Consider the following 16,022-nt stretch of genomic DNA (forward strand, 5'->3'; position numbering starts at 1 on the left):
AACCACTTTCACCGACACAACAACATTTGCCGGACCCGAAAAGGCGGGAAACAGAACAATACGGGCGGCATGTCAGATTTCCAGACTGCGCCTTGCGTGCTTCTTCCGGCGATCATAAAGCTTCAAAACCACAAGGAAACTAGCACATATGACCACCGCGACGATAGGCCAAAGTGCTGCAAGATACCTTACCGACGCAATGGATAGTGTTGCAGACAGAAACAATAACGCATGCAGGCTCAGCACCCCCAACCCAGCCAGCGTCAGCATCTGACGTCCGGGCCAGTTTCGGCGCAGCCAAAGGATTGAGGCCGCCAGGATCAAGATCGAAGCCAGCCAACCTATCGCAAGCGCGGAATGGATAAGACGTGCATGCGGCGGATCAAATACATCGCGGGTGATGTAGCCGAGCGCATTGTCCATCGGGAACGGCCCATTCTGCGCGATGTAGGCGGTGATGTCGTTCGCGGTTACGGCATGGTAGAAGGGCTGCCAGAGGGCGGCATAGTGTTGTAGCGGCAACCGCAGAAACCCCGTTGGATTCGCCAGAATTCGTCTTGAACCGATTTCGGCCATGAGTTCAGTCTTTGGAATGCCAATTCGGTCGGCAATGGACTGCAACCGGTCCTTCTCGTACAGAAACATCAAACTGGCTTCGTAGCTGTGCATCAGAAAGAAGGAGACCGGTCCAAATGGCGCCCGGGAAATCGCCTCGCGTGCGCCTGCCGGACCCTCTTCTTCAAGAATAATCCAGACTTCGGTTCGTGGGTCATCGGGGGCATAGGGGCTTGGGCCTGCAGCGAACATGGCGCTTTTTGCGAATAAGACGTTCCCCAGCACGCTTTCGCGAGGTTCATCGTGGCGAAGATCGTAAGCGGCGCGGTCTGCAAGCAGCACGAAGGTGACGCCCAGAACTGCCAGAGCCAGCCCAGCCCACGGGCGCCTGCCATTGAAATAGCTCGCGCAAAGCACCACCACGATAAGGATGGGCAGAAGAGCAAAACCAACTGGACGGATCGCGATCATGACGCCGACTGTCATGCCCAAGGCTGCAAAGTGCCAGGGCTTGGGGCCGTGGATCGCTTGCACCAGACAGGCAAGATAGACGCATGTCGCGCTCTGGAACAGAGACTCGGACAGGATGCTGTAGTTGAAGTAGAACGTCATCGGGTTGATGATCAGAAGCCCAAGCAGGACCAGACCGGCACCGGAGTGGCCAGTGGCCCGGGCCAGCGTGACCGACAACAGACATGCTGCAGCCGAGAATACCCAGATCTGGCCCACAACAGCGGCGCGTAGCGGGTCCGCGAACCCGTCGAAAAGGTCCAGAAAAAAAGGATATGCAAAGCCGCGATAGGCGGCGGCCTGAACGTAGTCTGCAGAGTCGCTGGAGAATTTTACGTCAACCAAGGGAAAAGCCGTCTGAATCACCGCCTGGACCAGTGCCAGCGCGATGATTATGAGTCCCCCGTTTTCATCTGCCCTTGAAGAAGCTTTCCCCAAAACCCACTCCAAGCAAAGTCCGGTATTTCCGACCGCGCCGCACGTCGGTCAGTACCCGCGCGCAGCATTCGGTGCCCGCATGGTAGCACAGACTCGGCCACCAGACATCCCCGGTGGCCGGAACGGCGCGGTCGCCGGATTTTCTAGTAGTCGTCGTAAGTGCCGTAATACCCTTCGTACGTGGTCCAGCGGTACTTCTTGGGGTCGACGTCATTCAGAATCGTACCCAGCACATTGAAGCCGGATGACTGAAGTCGTTTTGCCGCGGCTTGCAACGCATGCTGTGGCGTTTTTCCCCAGCGCGCGACCAGCAGAACGGCGTCGGCGAGAATGTCGTTGCGGTACACTTCATCCATCACCAGTGCCGGGGGTGTGTCCACGATAATTATATCGTATTGATCCAGCAGCGTTTCTTTGAGTTGCTTGAGCTTGTTTGACGCGGCATCAGACAGCTCGTGCGTAGGGGAGGCTGCGGTGATCAGATCCAATGACCCTTTGGTTTCGGTGGTCAGAGCATGCTGCAGGGTGACACTGTCAGAATAGATTTCCGAAAGTTGCACCTCATCCATGTCCGGAATGAACGTCTTCGTTGCGCCACGACGGTGCGTGTCCAGATCAATCAGCAGAGCGTTCAGTCCGTCGACCGCCGCCGAGGTCGCCAGAACGCTGCTGACGAAGGATTTGCCCTCGTTCGGCAGGCCTGAGGTGATCAGGATCACCTTGGAATGCTGGAACTTGATACAATTGGTCAAGATGCCCCGGGCGGCTTCGGCCAGGGGCGATTTCTGGCTCTGCAACAGGTTTTCGATCGCCTTGTTCTCACCGGCGAACATTTTGCTGCGTCGCTGACGGGCGATATATCCCAGGTTGCTGAGGCCGGTCATTCGGAAGATCTGGTTTTCGCTGCGCACCGTTCTGTCCAGGCCCTCGCGCACCAGCGCGATGATGAAGCCAACGATCATTGCGAACAGGCCGGCCAGCACCGTGATCAATGACCTGCTGGGGGCATAAGGTTCAACCGGGATGCGTGCTTTGGAAACCTGAATCGTGCCGTCCTCAAGCTGGCCGATGCGAGTTTCCAGCAAGGTCAGGTTGTCGATCGTGGTTTGATAGCGGGTTCGCAGTAGTTCGACCTCGCGTTCCCGGCGCAGCAACGACAGCTCCAGACGGGTGCGGGCCTCCAGCTCCTGCTCGGATGTGACCAGCTGTTCCTGGAGGGCCAGAATTTCGTCTTCTGGCAGGTTGCGTTCGATGCCGATGCGCAGCTGGGCCTTGCGCCGCTCCACCTCGGCCCGCAGCCGGGTCACGACCTGTTCGTCATCCAGATTGTCCTCGCGGATGAACTCGGCCAAATTCGATTCCGCCTGGGTCAATTCTTCGCCGAGGATACCGACCCGGCGTTTGAGATTGTCGATCGATGTCATCAAGCGATTGACGCGTGCATCGCGTTCGTTCGCGATATAGACGGCAATGACGGTATTTGGCAGGGCTGCAGCCAGCACCGGCGATGTGGATCGGCCTTCGATGCTGATGGCGAGGCTTTCTCCCGCGCGGGAGACGGAATAAGAGGCCAGAACCTTGTCGGTGACCGCAGCGCGGTGAATCTCTTCATCCGCCTCGCTGTCCGCGCCGGGCGCGCGGCGCACAAAGCTGGGGTCGTCGAACAGACCCAGGCGGTCTGCCACCTGCTCGGCAAAGTCGCGAGACCGCAGTCGGGCCAACTCGGTTTCCACGCTCGACCGGTTCAGTTCATAGGTTTCCAGCTGTCCGGTCGACTCGCTGAAGCGTGTTTCCGTGAGAGCCAGAACCATCTGCGCGTCCGACCGATACTGGTCGGGGATAGTCGACATGTAGAAGGCTGTTGCCGAGACCGCACCGACGACCAACAGAAAGATGACCAGCAGGTTCCGGCGCAGCAGCAACCAGATGTTGATGAAATCGTTGGTTTCATGCTGGTTGGCAATTACGTCGTCACCGGATTGCACGAGTGTTCTCCATTTTTTTCGGACCGTGAATACGGCTTAAAATCGGCGTCAGAATCGAACTGTTTTTTATCATATTGTTTTACCTGTACTTTGATCGGCTCGATAGATTTATCTAGCCATATCAGGCCAAAAGGCCGTCCCTGTGCGTTTGGCGGGCAAAAAAAGCGATGCAAATCCGAGAGCAGAGAGTTTTTGGCCATTCTGGCGTCGGGCGAAGAGCGGCCTTTTCGAGGTCTCAAAATCGTGAACAAATCGCTTGGTTGCCGGCGTTGTTTCCAAAGTCGATACAGTGGGTTTGGTCCGGCATACCTACCTTCCGGCGTCCTGCGCCCGGGCTTCCGGTGGTTCAGCAGCAGGCTCGCGAAAGGTGATTTTCCAGTTCAGGGTAAAATTCAGGAGGAATATGCACCCGGTCACGAACGCCTGAATGATCAAGTAGTGGAAAGGCAACAACGCAAAGAGAAGAGAGAACAGCGCCACGTTTATCGCCGAGGTCGTCGCCGTGACCAGAATGAACCTCTGCAGGGCACTGCGATGTGGAACGCTGGACCGAAACACCCATAGTCTTTGGATGCAGTAATTGAATGTGGCCCCCATCAGAAACCCGATTGCCGAAGCGATCGTTTCGTAGATGCCCAAGACCTCGACCGAGAACGCCATCGCCGAGAAATGGATGATGACGGCCGTGCACCCGGTCACGAAATAGCGACCGACCAGAACCGAGACGTGTTTGAGGTCTTCAAACTTCATCAAGCAATCCTTCAGGGCGTGAATGCAGTGCCACCCGATTGAATATCATCGATCCTATCATTGTTCGGCCCCGAGTGTTGGAACAAGCTTCATGACATACGATCCTTCATTCGATCGGTTTGAAACTGGCGGGAGATCCATAGATCCGCCCGTCGGCCTCCTCATAGAGTAGCGTCAGATCAGCTTCGCGGATCAGCCGTTCCTCATCGACCAGATAGAACCGCCAGTTGACCTCGTTCAGGATTGCGACAACCGCGTTTTGGTCTGCCACGCGTTTGCGGACCTCCTGAATTTCTTTTTCTGGCGATGTACCAGGGTCCGGCCTGCCGGTTCTGCGCTCGAACAACTCAGGGGACTTGAGCGCATTCACGCCCTTGACCAGCCGAATGACATCATAGCCGTTGGAATAGACCACGACACCGTCCCGCAGATTGTCCAGATGCGCCAAAGTCGGAGAGTTCTTCCAGACCGGTGAGGCATAGAAATTCCCATCCGTCATGTGGGTGCGGGTCATCGCTGCCGTACGTACGGCATAGGTTCCGGTCAACGCCAGCGCAAGTATGAGAGCTACGGGACGCAGTCGGTTCATCATATCCGTTCCGGGCTGACCGCCAACGAGAGCAAACCCCAGTACCAGAGCCGAAATGAACACTGGCAACAGGTACCTGGCATGGATGGTCAGATTGGCCTCGATAAACAGGGCCAGAACCAGGAAAGGAACGTAGACCAACAAAAAGAACGAGATCGGACGCGCAACGGGCAGACCGGGAAGGTCATCAGGGTTGGTCTGAACCTTCAAAGCTGTGCCGATCAGAGCAATGACGAATCCCAAAACCACAACCAAAGCGGTCAACGTGATAATCGGCGGCAGAGAGCTTGGCAGCACGTAGGCTGATAGCGTGGTCAGTGCCGCGCGGAAGGTCTCGGTGTCGGGATCCCCAAGGAACGCAGCTTGACGCCCGATGCCGGTCCCGCCGGAGGTTTGATTGTACAAGTACCATCCGATGATGATTGCGGATGCGATCAGGCCAAACACAATCGCCGAAACCAGTCGACGGCGCAGATCACCGTGCCCATAAACAAGGATTGTCAGCGAGCAGGCCGCGATCAGTGGGACCAATGCGAACCGGGTCAGCACGCACAGGGCGGCCAGACAGCTTGCCAACACAAAGGCGGACAGGCTGTCGCCGCGCAGGTAACGGGACATGAAGAAATAGGTGCCCAGCAAGCAGTTTGTCGTGAGCGGTTCCGACAGGATCGTGACATGCGCGTACATGAACTGGGGACTCAGGACCATGATCAGTGCTGCCAGAAAGATCATCCGTGGCCGAACCTTGCAGTCGTTCAGGATCAAGAACATCAAAGCGATGTTCAGGATCAAACTGAGGATATTCAGTACGGTGGCCGCAAGCACGGGCTGGACATCCATTCCGGCCAGCAGATCAATCAGCGCGGTATAGGTTGGCGCCTGTTGAAACCGGTCGGGGGACAGCCCCAGATAGGCCATAGAATCCGGACGCATTCCGATTCCGTGCCATGTGCCGGCGGCAAAAAGCCCGGCTGCGCAGGCAACTAGGAAAAAGAAAAATACCTTCAGTTCGGTGGACTGCCGCATGAATTCAACCCAAAAACACTTTTACAACCAACAGCGTGAAACATTGCCGAATGGCGCAAGTAACCGTTTGCGAATTCGGCGTATCCATAATTTTTCACCGGCGGAGACGATGACCCAGAACGCTAAGTAGGGTCACTTTTGTTGTCAAGTTTACCCACAGCCGCCGCCCAGACCGGCCTAGTTTCGACCTCCGTGCGGACAGCATTGCGCCGGATCGAATGAAGCCGGATCCGCAAGAGGCGATACATTCACATACAGGCTGAGCGCCACAATTCCACTCAACAGCAAGACAAGTCCCGGCTTTTCCCTCAGCAGAATGACCGAACCCAGGATTATGGCCGTGGTCCAGTGAGAGCTGTAAAGCAACACTTCGAGCGGGTTGAAAAACAGGTAAAACACAAAGAACGTACCCACCAACGTCCACACTGCCAGCACAAGCGGGGCGCGGCCAGGTGTTCTGGTGCCGGAAACAATTGCCCATCCGATCAGGATTGTCGCCAGAATTGTCAGGGCCAAACGGCTTGGATCGCGGAGAATCTCCCATAGCCGATCCAGCAAAAAGCGGCACTGAACGGTTTCGGCCGGCGCGACCCAGGAAAACAGGAAGAAGCCGGCAACATAGTCTTTGATGATTTCCGGGTTGGTGAAGTTCGCGGCGTCCGCGTACCGGCCAACCATCTCGGTCGGTTCCATGAATGGATCACCGTCCAGAACGATGCCAAGAAAAACGACTGGAGCCATCATGCAGGTTACGGCAATCACCGACGGAACCGCCACTCCGAATGTCAGTTTCCGCCCGACACCTCCGTTGAGAGACGCCCATGCAAATCCAGCATAAACCAGTGAGAATGCAGCCGCCGGCAAATGGGACCATCCGGCCAGCACACCGCAAGCCAGGCCAGCGATCACGCTGGTAAGGGCCGGGTATTTGGCGCAGTGTCTGGCCATCTCGGCCATGATCAACAATGACATGGCGATCGCCCAGAGTGAGACGCTGTAGGTCTCGACAACGCTGAGCGTGGTGACGGTTCCGAAGGTCAGGAGAACAGCAAGCGTCGCCAGAATGGAAACGGAGAGCGACAGGTGTTGGCGCAGCAGGAATAGTGCAATCGTGACAGACGACATGGCAGCCCAGAATGCGAGGCTGATCGAAATCGCGACAGGCTGCCGGATGCCCAGCCAAGTCAACGGCTCGGCGATGGCGGCATTCAGCATCACAACCAGCGGGTGGCGCGCAAGGTGGAAAGCCAGGTAGTGCCCCTGAAACAAGCCATGCGAGTAACGGCCAGGGTCCGAGGCGAGGATGCAGTCGTCGTTGTAGAACGGTTTGCCCGGTGGTGCGGGCATGTCCAGAAACTGCCGCGCGAATTCCAGCCGGAAATAGAAAAAAGCAAAGACCACGCCAAACAGAAGCAGTAGCGCGAGGCCCACCTGCCGTCTCATTGCAGGAGAGTTTAAAGACCGAAATTCGGACCGGATATCGCGCCAAAGGCCCGAGCAGGATGCAATCAGTTCAGTCATGAACAGACTTAGGCACGTCGGTACGGCGCGTGACAAACGAGACAGGCCTGAACCTCTGTTTCGCATGACAATCCGCTGAATTGCGTCCTTTTGTGCGAATTTGGTGAACAGAAGTCCGCGCTTCGAGGATCAGACCAGCCATTTTTTCTGCCAGAAATGATACATCAGAACCGTCCACAGATGGGGCCCCCAATTGCGACGCCCGCTGAGATGCTCGCGCCATCGTCGCGCCAAGGTGGCTGTATCGAATACGTCCTCGACCCCTTGTCCTGTTGAAAAAACCTCGTTTGCCACAGGCTTCAGCGGGCCACGCAGCCAGTCGTTGACGGGAATTCCGAACCCTTGTTTTGGGCGATCATACAAGGCCTTTGGTACGCGCTTGTCCACGAGGCGCCTTAGGGCCACCTTGCCCTGTTTGCCGTCGAAACGCAGGGATCGGGGCGCCTGCCAAGCGGCGGCGACGACGCGGTCATCCAACAAGGGCGCACGCGCCTCAAGACCGACGGCCATCGATGCTCGGTCGACTTTCACAAGAATGCCTTCGGGCAAATACAGGCAGGAATCCAGCAGCAGCATCGTGTCGATTTCATCAAGGCCGTTGGGCAATCCGAGTGTTTGATAAACCCCGCCGTCATTCACGTCCTTCAGCGCTGCGGACGGGTCCCAAAGACTGAACAGGGTATTGTATCGGCTTCTGAAATCAGGCTGCGCGATGACCGAGGCGACTTTGGAGATCCTGTCGGCTGTGATCTGGTCGCGCATGGTGTCTGAAACGAATTTACGCAGGATCGGCGCAACGGCTGCACGCAGGGCATCAGGGGATGCTGCCAAGACTGACGCAGCCGGCCTTGGAAGTTTTCGGCCCAGGCGTTCCATCGCCATCATTCGGGCGTAGCGTTCGTACCCGCCAAAGGATTCGTCGCCGCCATCACCCGACAGGACGACGGTCAGCTGATCGCGGGCCAGTTTGGACACCAGCAGGGTTGGAACACCGGACGGGTCGGCAAAAGGTTCGTCATAGACGTGTGGTAGGTCATCGAGCAATTCGAACGCCATGGAGGGTGTCGCAGTGACCTCGTGATGGTCCGTGCCCAGATGTGCAGCGATTGCGGCGGCATGGTCTGCTTCGTTCAGCCCTTCTTCCTGGAAACGGACTGTAAAGCTGGTGACCTTGCCGTTGGTTTGTTCCTGCATCATGGCAGTGATCAGGGTCGAGTCTATCCCCCCGGACAGGAAGGACCCCACCGAGACGTCCGCGACCATGCGCTCCTGCACGGCGCGTTGCAATTCCTCTTCAATACGAGCCAGCGCCCGGTCTTCGTCTTGGATTGGTGCGGCAAGTCCCTGTTTCGCGCAGTCGCGAAGGTCCCAGAACGTCCGGATGGCATCTACCAGGTCCTGAGCCGTCCCGGGCGGTTGGTCCAAGCGGACTTCGACCATTGATCCGGCGGGCAACTTCATAACTTCGCGATAGATCGAGAGTGGTGCCGGCACATATCCATAGCGGGCGTACTGCGCCTGAGCACGCCGGTCGGCTTCCGGTGAGCCAAATGCGGGGTTCGCGCGCAGCGCCTTGAGTTCGGAACCAAACAAAAGCTGGCCGGATTTGAGGCCTAGATACAGGGGTTTCTTGCCCAACCGATCGCGTGCAAAAACCACCCGGTTCAGCTTGCGATCCAAGACCGCGAAGGCGAACATGCCGTGCGCCTGTTCCAATGTCTTGCGGATGCCCCAGAGGTCCATAGCCGCCAGTAGCACCTCGGTATCTGATGTGCCGCGAAACGTGACGCCCTTGTCCAGCAACGTTTGCCGCAGGGCCAGAAAGCCGTAGATTTCCCCATTGTAGACGATGGTGAACCGGCCGCTGGGCGAGGTCATTGGCTGCGCCCCGGTCTCCGACAGGTCGACGATCGAAAGGCGGCGATGGCCCAGAGCTACACCGGCGTCTGGATCGACAAACAATCCGTCGGCATCGGGACCCCGGTGCTGAATAGCGTCGCACATGGCCTGCAGCGTGGTGCGGCCCGAGTCGGCGCCCATGGGCTGAAAAGTCAGAAATCCGGCGATACCGCACATGGGTCAGGTCCTTTATTCGACTTGAGGCGCTGTGGGTGGCGCCGGGTTGGCAGCTTGGTTCAGGGCCTGATCATAGGCGCGGGCAATCGCGTCGAGGGAGTAGTGTGTGGCGATGCGGTCGCGGGCAGCATTGCTATGGGCCTTGTAGGTTTCGGGCGGCCAGTTGGCAGCTTGGACCAGTGCCTCTGCCAATGCCTGCGGATCACGTGGCGGCACGACATAGCCGCACGAGTCCACCACTCTGGCGCTGTCGCCGACATGAGTCGTCACGACCGGGCGGCCGTGGCTCATGGCTTCGGCGATCACATTCGGAAAGCCTTCGGTGCGCGAGGCCAAAACCAGCAGGTCAATGCTCGCGTAGAACTCGGACATATCGTGCAGGTCGCCGCACAACGTCACGCTGTCTTCGGGCAGATCGTTGTCGGCCAGCATCGCGCGGATCTCAGGGTTCTCCAGCGTTACGCCGTCTCCGGCCAGACGGGCATGCAGGTCCGGGACGGACTGGCGCGCAATCGAGAAGGCGCGGAAGAAAGTTTCGAAGTCTTTCTGCGGGTGAAACCTTGCCGCCACTCCAAGCACGCGGGCAGGTCCCGGCCGCGCCGTTGGATCGGGCGGAAGGATAAACCCGTTTGGAATCACCGTGGAATGGTCCCCGGCAAAGCCGTATTTCTCGTGCTGAGTTTGAGCGCGGGTCGAGTTGTAGAGGATCCCCTGACAGAACCGGGAAAGCACCTTCGACAGAGCCACCGCAGCGCGGGTGCTGCGGGTGAAGGCAGCCGGGTCGTCCAGCGCTTGCCGCACGGTCCAAACGACGGGAACGCGCCGCCCGGCAAGTTTGCCGGCAATCAGGCCCAGGACCATCGCATGGTACATCCAGCACAGAACCACATCCGGCTGATGGGTCCGGATCAAACGTCGGATCTGCCAAACCGCGCGAAACAGGGCCAACGGCGATCTGGCACGCAGCGAAACGTATTCGACCTTGTCATTCGCCGCCATTGTGCGGCAGCGGTCCGAAACCTCGGTCAGGGCGACGACGCAGGCCCGTTCGCCGGAATGGGCCAAAAGTCGGGCCAACATGGCTTGTGCGCCACCTTGGCCTGAGAAATCAGTGGTGACATGCAAGATCATCGGGTCACCCTCCGCAGCTCACCGGTGGGTGTTCGACTCAAGCTGTATGTTGATCGGCCACACATCACCGGTTCGCGCTCAGCCCTGCGCCATGTGGCGGGCCGTCGCCTTTTGGCCCGCATCAACGATGACCTGCGCCAGACGAGCGACGTTCTCGGCGGACCAGGCCGGGTCGACCAAGAAGGCAAGGCTGGTATCGCCTAGCTCGCGCGCCACGGGCAATGGCTCCTTGGGTCCCAGGCCTCGGCTGGTGAAGGTTTTCTCGAGGTAAATCTCAGAGCAGCTGCCGGAAAAGGCGGGAAAGCCGGCCTCGGCGATCTCGGCGATGATGCGGTCCCGGCTCCAGCCGGGCGCAAGTGTTTCCGGCCGCACAAATGCGTAGAAGCGGTAAAATGCGTGGGTAACGCCGTCGGGTGGCATTGGCACGCGAAAGGCCGGGCAGGTCGCAAGGGCCTTGTGCAGGATATCCGCATTTGCCGTCCGGTGCGCGCGCCATGCGTCCAGGCGTTTCAGCTGTATTCGACCAAGTGCCGCCGAAGGGCCGTTCATCCGCAGATTGGTGCCGGGTCCCGAGTCGTGCAGCCAGCGAAAGCCGGGTGGGTGTTCCGTGTTGAACACGGTGTCATAACCTTTGCCGTGATCCTTGTAGCTCCAGATGCGGCTCCAGAGATCAGAATTGTCGGTCAGCAGCAGACCGCCTTCGCCGCCTGTGGTCATGATCTTGTCCTGGCAGAAGGAAAACGAGCCCAAGGTCCCGATGGTTCCCACATGGCGGTCGCCAATCATCGCACCGTGGGCCTGGGCGCAGTCTTCGATGACCCAAAGGTCGTGAGCGCGGGCCAGATCCATGATGCCGTCCATGTCACAGGGCCAACCGCCCAGATGCACCGGTATGATCCCCCGTGTGCGCGGCGTGATCGCCGGGGCGATGGTTTCGGGCGTGATATTCTGGGTGTCGGGATCGACATCGACAAAGACCGGAACTCCGCCCGCCAGCATCACCGAGCTGGCCGAGGCGATGAAGCTGCGCGGCGTTACAATGACCTCATCACCTGGTTGCAGGCCTAGCCCGAGCATCGCGGCGTCCAGCGTTACTGTCCCGTTGGCCATGGCGATCGCGTGTTTGGCTCCGGTATATGCGCAGTATTCGGCCTCGAATGCGCGAACATCTGGGCCGGTCCAGGCGTTGACTTTGCCAGAGGCCAGAACTTGCGCTACGGCGTCGATCTGTTCCTGATCATAGATGGGCCACATCTGCATTTCGCACCTCCTGTCAAATCACCGATCGGACCAGAACAAAGCCTTCAGCCGCCGACCGGTGCACCGTCGCGCCGCGCAGGGTGGCCAGTGCGCGCAAACTGTCGATCGATCGTTCGTGCGGCGCCTGTTTGACCTGGCTTTCGAACTTGCCGAACGCCTCCAGCTTCCGCTCGATCGTGTCCGAGATGTCGACAAACACGTTTGGCACGAAGGCCGGGGTCAGATAGGGGGCGTTCCAATTTGTTTCGGAAAGGGTTTCGTAGGCCAGAATATTGGCCGGATAGTCATGTTGATGCGGGCGGCTTGCCACCAGCGTGGACAGAAAACTCAGCTGGTGATCCATATGGATGTCGCCTGGATGCGGAGCCAGGATCAGGCTGGGGGCGATGTCGCGGACCAGCTTTCCCAGCGCGCCGTTCAGGTCCGAATGGGCATGTTCTGACAACTCCGCCGCATTGAAGTCCATCCAATGTGTTTCGGTGACGCCCAGCAGATCATGCGCATTGCGTGCCTCGCGCCGTGTGGTTGCGACCTGTTCATCGGTAAACTTCGGGGGCTTGCCACGAGTGACGACAACCACATGCACTTCGCGCCCAGCATCGGCCATGCGGGCCATCGTGCCGCCGGCACCCAGAACCTCATCATCGGGATGCGGAGCGACGATCAGCGCGGGGCCGGCGTGGCCAGTGGTCAGGTCGGAAGCGATCATGGATGTGTCCTCAGTTTCGCGTGAAGGGCAGGGGGGGTATCGGCCCCTGACCATTCAGTTATGTCCAGACAGCGCCCGTCGCCGCAGGCCACCGTAAAGCCGCCGTTGCCGATGGCCTGGATCTGGCCGGGCAGGCCGATGAAGTAGCCCTCCGGCTCGGTATATCTGACCCCCGTCAGAACCAGTTTCACGCCATCGGGGCTATAGGTGTAGGCGCCAGGGTAGGGCGGACCCGAGGCACGGATCAGGCGGTGGATGTCCGCAGCAGGATTGGTCCAGTCAATCAGGCCGTCCTCGGGGCGGCGGCGGGCGCACAGGCTGATTCCGTCGGTGCGTTGTGGTTCGGCCGGGATGTCGCCATTGGAGATCTGGTTCAACAGAGGCGGCAGCAGTCCTGAGACGGCACGCAAAGCCCGATTGTACAACTCGCGTGCAGTGACGGTTTCGGGATCGACCGCATAGATGGCCTGAGCGGCAATAGGGCCGTCATCGGCACCTTCGCCCAACCAGAAAAGCGAGGACCCGACGTTTCGTTCCTGCAACAGGATCGTCCAGGGGATGACACCGCGCCCCCGCAAGCGGGGCAGGGCCGATGGGTGAAATCCGATGCAGCCAATCCGCGCCAACGCCCGGAACTCGGGGCCGCAGATCTGTGACCAACCGAGCACAAGGATCAGGTCGGGTTTGACCTTGGCAATCTGTTCGAGAGTCGCGGGGTCGTTGGTTTTCTCGATATGCAGAACCGGGACACCATACTTTTCGGCCGCCGGTGACAGGTCGACGAAATCCGAATGCCGCGCGGACAGGCGCGGCGACAGGGTTACCAAAAGGGCCGGAACATGCCCGGCACCGCACATCGACATCAGGGCTGCAAGCGTGGTCTCGACGGCGCCGACAAGTACGATATTCACGCGTTCATCTCCTGCATGTCCTGGGCCAGCGGGCCATTCGAGTCCATCCATTTCCGGGCCGTCTCGATCCGGTCGTCGCGGCGGGGTTCGTTGTGCAGGGCCGCTCCGACCGTTTCGCCCAGAATCTGCAGGTCCAGCGCCAGTGACCGATGCGCCACGTACCATAGATCAAGGCTCAGCTTTTCACTGTTGCTGAGGTTGGTGTTGCCGCTGACCTGCGCCCACCCAGTCAGCCCCGGCCGAACGGAACATCGGTATTGTCCGGCGGGTCCGAAGTCTTCGATCGTTTCAGGCAGCAAGGGGCGAGGCCCAACCAGGGCCATTTTGTTCTGCAGGATCAGAACGAGTTGCGGGATCTCGTCGAGCCTCAGGCGTCGGATCATTGCCGTTGCGCGCGTCTGGCGATCCGCATCGGGGTGCAACGATCCATCCGCCGCGCGTGTCTCTTTCATGCTGCGCAGTTTGTAGAGCCGGAAATTGCGACCCTGTCGTCCGGCTCGGATTTGTGAAAACATCAAGGGACGGCCGATGGACAAAAGCACCACGACGCACGCAATGACAAAGAAGGGAAGCGCGAGCAGGCCCAGCAGCAGGCAGATCAGGATTTCAAGCAACCGGTTCACAAATCAAATCCAACTCGCAACACGCGGGGTCCCGCGACACACAAAAAATCAACCAATACAAAGGGACGCGACACGCCACCCGAGCAACCGCGACTGAAATACCGACAACCCGGGTCGACAAGCGGCGATGCAGCAAGATTGGTCGAAACGGATTCTGTTTGCAAGCCGTCGATGCCGCCGCGGGATGCGGGGGCTGAGAATGCTGGGCTGACTAGACGCTGACGCTGATTTGGCTTCTGTATTGCGTCAACGATTCGAGCCAAAGCTGTGAACTGTTGCCAGTCAGGAAAAGCAGGAGCCAGAGCCGCGGTGTGATTGCCGCGAAACTAGGCGGGGTGTTCTGATCGGGTGTTTCGCCCAAAACACCCAGCCTTCGGGCTGCATTCACAGGGGGTTGCGACTGCGGCCGACGCGGTGGCCCAGGCGCTGACAGGTCAGTGTCGACAGGAAAGCCAGCGCCAAAGGCGACGCGCCATTGGCTTTGCTTGTCAGCCTGAGGCCAAGCGCCTATGATTTGCCGAGCGGGATCGTTTCTGTCCCGCCGATGACCGAAATTGCTTTTGACGACCGACTTGCGCTGTGGGTGCGGTTTGTGTTTTCGAGATTTGAGTATCGTGCCCGGCACCCACGCCCGGCTTGTTGGTGTTTAAGAGTTGGGAGGCAAGGTTTTGCGCAGCTTCTTTCGAGTAATTCTGGCGACGCTGTTGTTTGCGCTGGCCGCTCTGCCGGCCCTGGCCGAAAGCTATCGCCTGCTGCCGCAGGATCGCCTGTCGGTTCGTGCCATGCGTTGGGACCCATTGTCCGCAAGTTACATGATTTGGGATGGCGTGTCCGGCGAGTTCGCTCTGGCCGGTGACGGAACGCTGATGTTTCCGCTGGTGGGACAGGTTGAGGCGGCCGGGCTGACCACGCTGGAACTGTCGCAGATGTTGGAGCTTGAGCTGAGCAGCCAGACCGGCATGGCCGAGCCGCCCAAGGTCGCGCTTGAAGTGATCAGCCATCTTCCGGTCTTTGTTCTTGGAGACGTCAATTCGCCGGGCGCTTATGCCTACCATCCCGGGATGACTGCCCAGCAGGTTCTGGCCCTTGCAGGTGGTCCGATCCGTCCTCCGATCCAGTTTGGGGCAAACAATGATTTTCAGATCATGCGGATGGGCGGCGAAATGCGGCTGCTCTCCACTCAGATCGATGAGTTGGAAGATGAGAGGCAGCGGCTGAAAGCTGACCTTGCGAGCCTGCAGGAAGAAGGGATTGAGACCGGCACCGACGCGGCGCCTGACGCTCCCGGAGGGCTCGAGGGTGAAATCCTCGAGGCGACAATGAACGCCCGCGAGGGTTTGGGTGAACGAATTCGGGATCTGCAGGAGATGCTCAAAGAGCAGATCTCGAGCCTGACCATCCAATTGGAGCTTCGCAAAACCCAGATCGAGAATGTCAGCCGGGAGTTGGAGAACCTGAACCAGCTCAAGGAAAAGGGTCTGACCGTATCGAACCGGGTGACGACCATGACCAATCTTCTGAACGATCTGGAATCCAAGCGTCTGGATCAGGAGGTTGCGCTGATGCTGGCTCGTCAGGAGCTGAACCGCGCCGAGCGCGACGAGTTGGAACTGGATGACAAGGCGCGCTCGGATGCTCTGGTCCAGTTGAACGCGGTCGAACGCGAGTTGGCCTCGCTTCGGACGCGTCTTGATACCGCGGCAAGCCTGCACGGAGAACTGGCTGCCGCTGGTTTGCTCAGCGACGATGATATCGCCAGTGAAGTTGTGATTGACTATATCGTCACACGGGCAGGTGGCACGGCGCCACGCAAGATGGACAGGACCGAGGCGGTTCAGCCCGGGGACACCATAGAAGTCGTACGAAGAACCATTGTCACGTCGAATTGAGTTTTCCGGCGCGGGGTTTGCCGGGTTTGTTTTTAATAGTCTGTTCGCA

At 59.0% G+C, this 16,022-nt stretch carries 12 protein-coding genes; 1 reads left to right on the forward strand and 11 read right to left on the reverse strand.

Annotated elements, in window-relative coordinates:
- Positions 1 to 72 precede the first annotated feature (72 nt).
- From ACR0EF_RS14305 to ACR0EF_RS14355, 11 genes are all read right to left on the reverse strand, one after another.
- Complete coding sequence (locus ACR0EF_RS14305) at positions 73 to 1,503, reverse strand: hypothetical protein (protein WP_170341741.1); 1,431 nt, start codon at positions 1,501 to 1,503, stop codon at positions 73 to 75.
- A 143-nt stretch (positions 1,504 to 1,646) separates the two neighbouring features.
- Entirely contained in the window at positions 1,647 to 3,488 is a 1,842-nt protein-coding gene (locus ACR0EF_RS14310; RefSeq protein ID WP_170341739.1) for a GumC family protein, read from the reverse strand.
- A 309-nt stretch (positions 3,489 to 3,797) separates the two neighbouring features.
- Positions 3,798 to 4,238, reverse strand: coding sequence for a GtrA family protein (locus tag ACR0EF_RS14315; protein ID WP_170367210.1), 441 nt, complete (start codon positions 4,236 to 4,238; stop codon positions 3,798 to 3,800).
- A 106-nt stretch (positions 4,239 to 4,344) separates the two neighbouring features.
- The gene (locus ACR0EF_RS14320) at positions 4,345 to 5,760 is read right to left on the reverse strand and encodes an ArnT family glycosyltransferase (protein ID WP_170371861.1); all 1,416 of its coding nucleotides are present in this window, start codon (positions 5,758 to 5,760) and stop codon (positions 4,345 to 4,347) included.
- 270 nt (positions 5,761 to 6,030) lie between these two features.
- Positions 6,031 to 7,374 (reverse strand): hypothetical protein, encoded by a 1,344-nt coding sequence (locus tag ACR0EF_RS14325; protein ID WP_170372661.1) that lies wholly within the window; start codon positions 7,372 to 7,374, stop codon positions 6,031 to 6,033.
- Positions 7,375 to 7,503: 129 nt separating this feature from the next.
- Complete coding sequence (gene asnB, locus ACR0EF_RS14330; protein WP_170372659.1) at positions 7,504 to 9,450, reverse strand: asparagine synthase (glutamine-hydrolyzing); 1,947 nt, start codon at positions 9,448 to 9,450, stop codon at positions 7,504 to 7,506.
- A gap of 12 nt (positions 9,451 to 9,462) precedes the next feature.
- A complete protein-coding gene (locus tag ACR0EF_RS14335) occupies positions 9,463 to 10,581 on the reverse strand; it encodes a glycosyltransferase (protein ID WP_170367214.1) in 1,119 nt (372 codons plus the stop codon).
- Positions 10,582 to 10,659: 78 nt separating this feature from the next.
- Positions 10,660 to 11,841, reverse strand: coding sequence for a DegT/DnrJ/EryC1/StrS family aminotransferase (locus tag ACR0EF_RS14340; protein WP_170371855.1), 1,182 nt, complete (start codon positions 11,839 to 11,841; stop codon positions 10,660 to 10,662).
- A gap of 13 nt (positions 11,842 to 11,854) precedes the next feature.
- On the reverse strand, positions 11,855 to 12,550 hold the full coding sequence (locus ACR0EF_RS14345; RefSeq protein WP_170372657.1) for a PIG-L deacetylase family protein: 696 nt from the start codon (positions 12,548 to 12,550) through the stop codon (positions 11,855 to 11,857).
- On the reverse strand, positions 12,547 to 13,461 hold the full coding sequence (locus ACR0EF_RS14350; RefSeq protein WP_170371853.1) for a methionyl-tRNA formyltransferase: 915 nt from the start codon (positions 13,459 to 13,461) through the stop codon (positions 12,547 to 12,549). The genes ACR0EF_RS14345 and ACR0EF_RS14350 overlap by 4 nt, the downstream gene beginning before the upstream one ends.
- Positions 13,458 to 14,084 carry a sugar transferase gene (locus ACR0EF_RS14355; RefSeq protein WP_217354738.1) on the reverse strand — a complete coding sequence of 209 codons (627 nt, stop codon included), beginning with the start codon at positions 14,082 to 14,084 and terminating at the stop codon, positions 13,458 to 13,460. The genes ACR0EF_RS14350 and ACR0EF_RS14355 overlap by 4 nt, the downstream gene beginning before the upstream one ends.
- A gap of 668 nt (positions 14,085 to 14,752) precedes the next feature.
- Between ACR0EF_RS14355 and ACR0EF_RS14360 the strand changes: the two genes are divergently transcribed.
- Positions 14,753 to 15,973, forward strand: a complete 1,221-nt coding sequence (locus ACR0EF_RS14360; RefSeq protein ID WP_170372655.1) for a polysaccharide biosynthesis/export family protein — start codon at positions 14,753 to 14,755, stop codon at positions 15,971 to 15,973.
- Positions 15,974 to 16,022: the final 49 nt, after the last annotated feature.

Source organism: Ruegeria sp. CG8 (assembly GCF_056537165.1).

Excerpts from the sequence above, each read along its gene's own strand:
- ACR0EF_RS14325 (WP_170372661.1), bottom strand. The coding sequence starts at position 7,374 with ATGACTGAACTGATTGCATCCTGCTCGGGCCTTTGGCGCGATATCCGG.
- ACR0EF_RS14345 (WP_170372657.1), bottom strand. The coding sequence starts at position 12,550 with ATGATCGCTTCCGACCTGACCACTGGCCACGCCGGCCCCGCGCTGATC.
- asnB (WP_170372659.1), bottom strand. The coding sequence starts at position 9,450 with ATGTGCGGTATCGCCGGATTTCTGACTTTTCAGCCCATGGGCGCCGAC.
- ACR0EF_RS14340 (WP_170371855.1), bottom strand. The coding sequence starts at position 11,841 with ATGCAGATGTGGCCCATCTATGATCAGGAACAGATCGACGCCGTAGCG.
- ACR0EF_RS14335 (WP_170367214.1), bottom strand. The coding sequence starts at position 10,581 with ATGATCTTGCATGTCACCACTGATTTCTCAGGCCAAGGTGGCGCACAA.
- ACR0EF_RS14320 (WP_170371861.1), bottom strand. The coding sequence starts at position 5,760 with ATGCGTCCGGATTCTATGGCCTATCTGGGGCTGTCCCCCGACCGGTTT.
- ACR0EF_RS14315 (WP_170367210.1), bottom strand. The coding sequence starts at position 4,238 with ATGAAGTTTGAAGACCTCAAACACGTCTCGGTTCTGGTCGGTCGCTAT.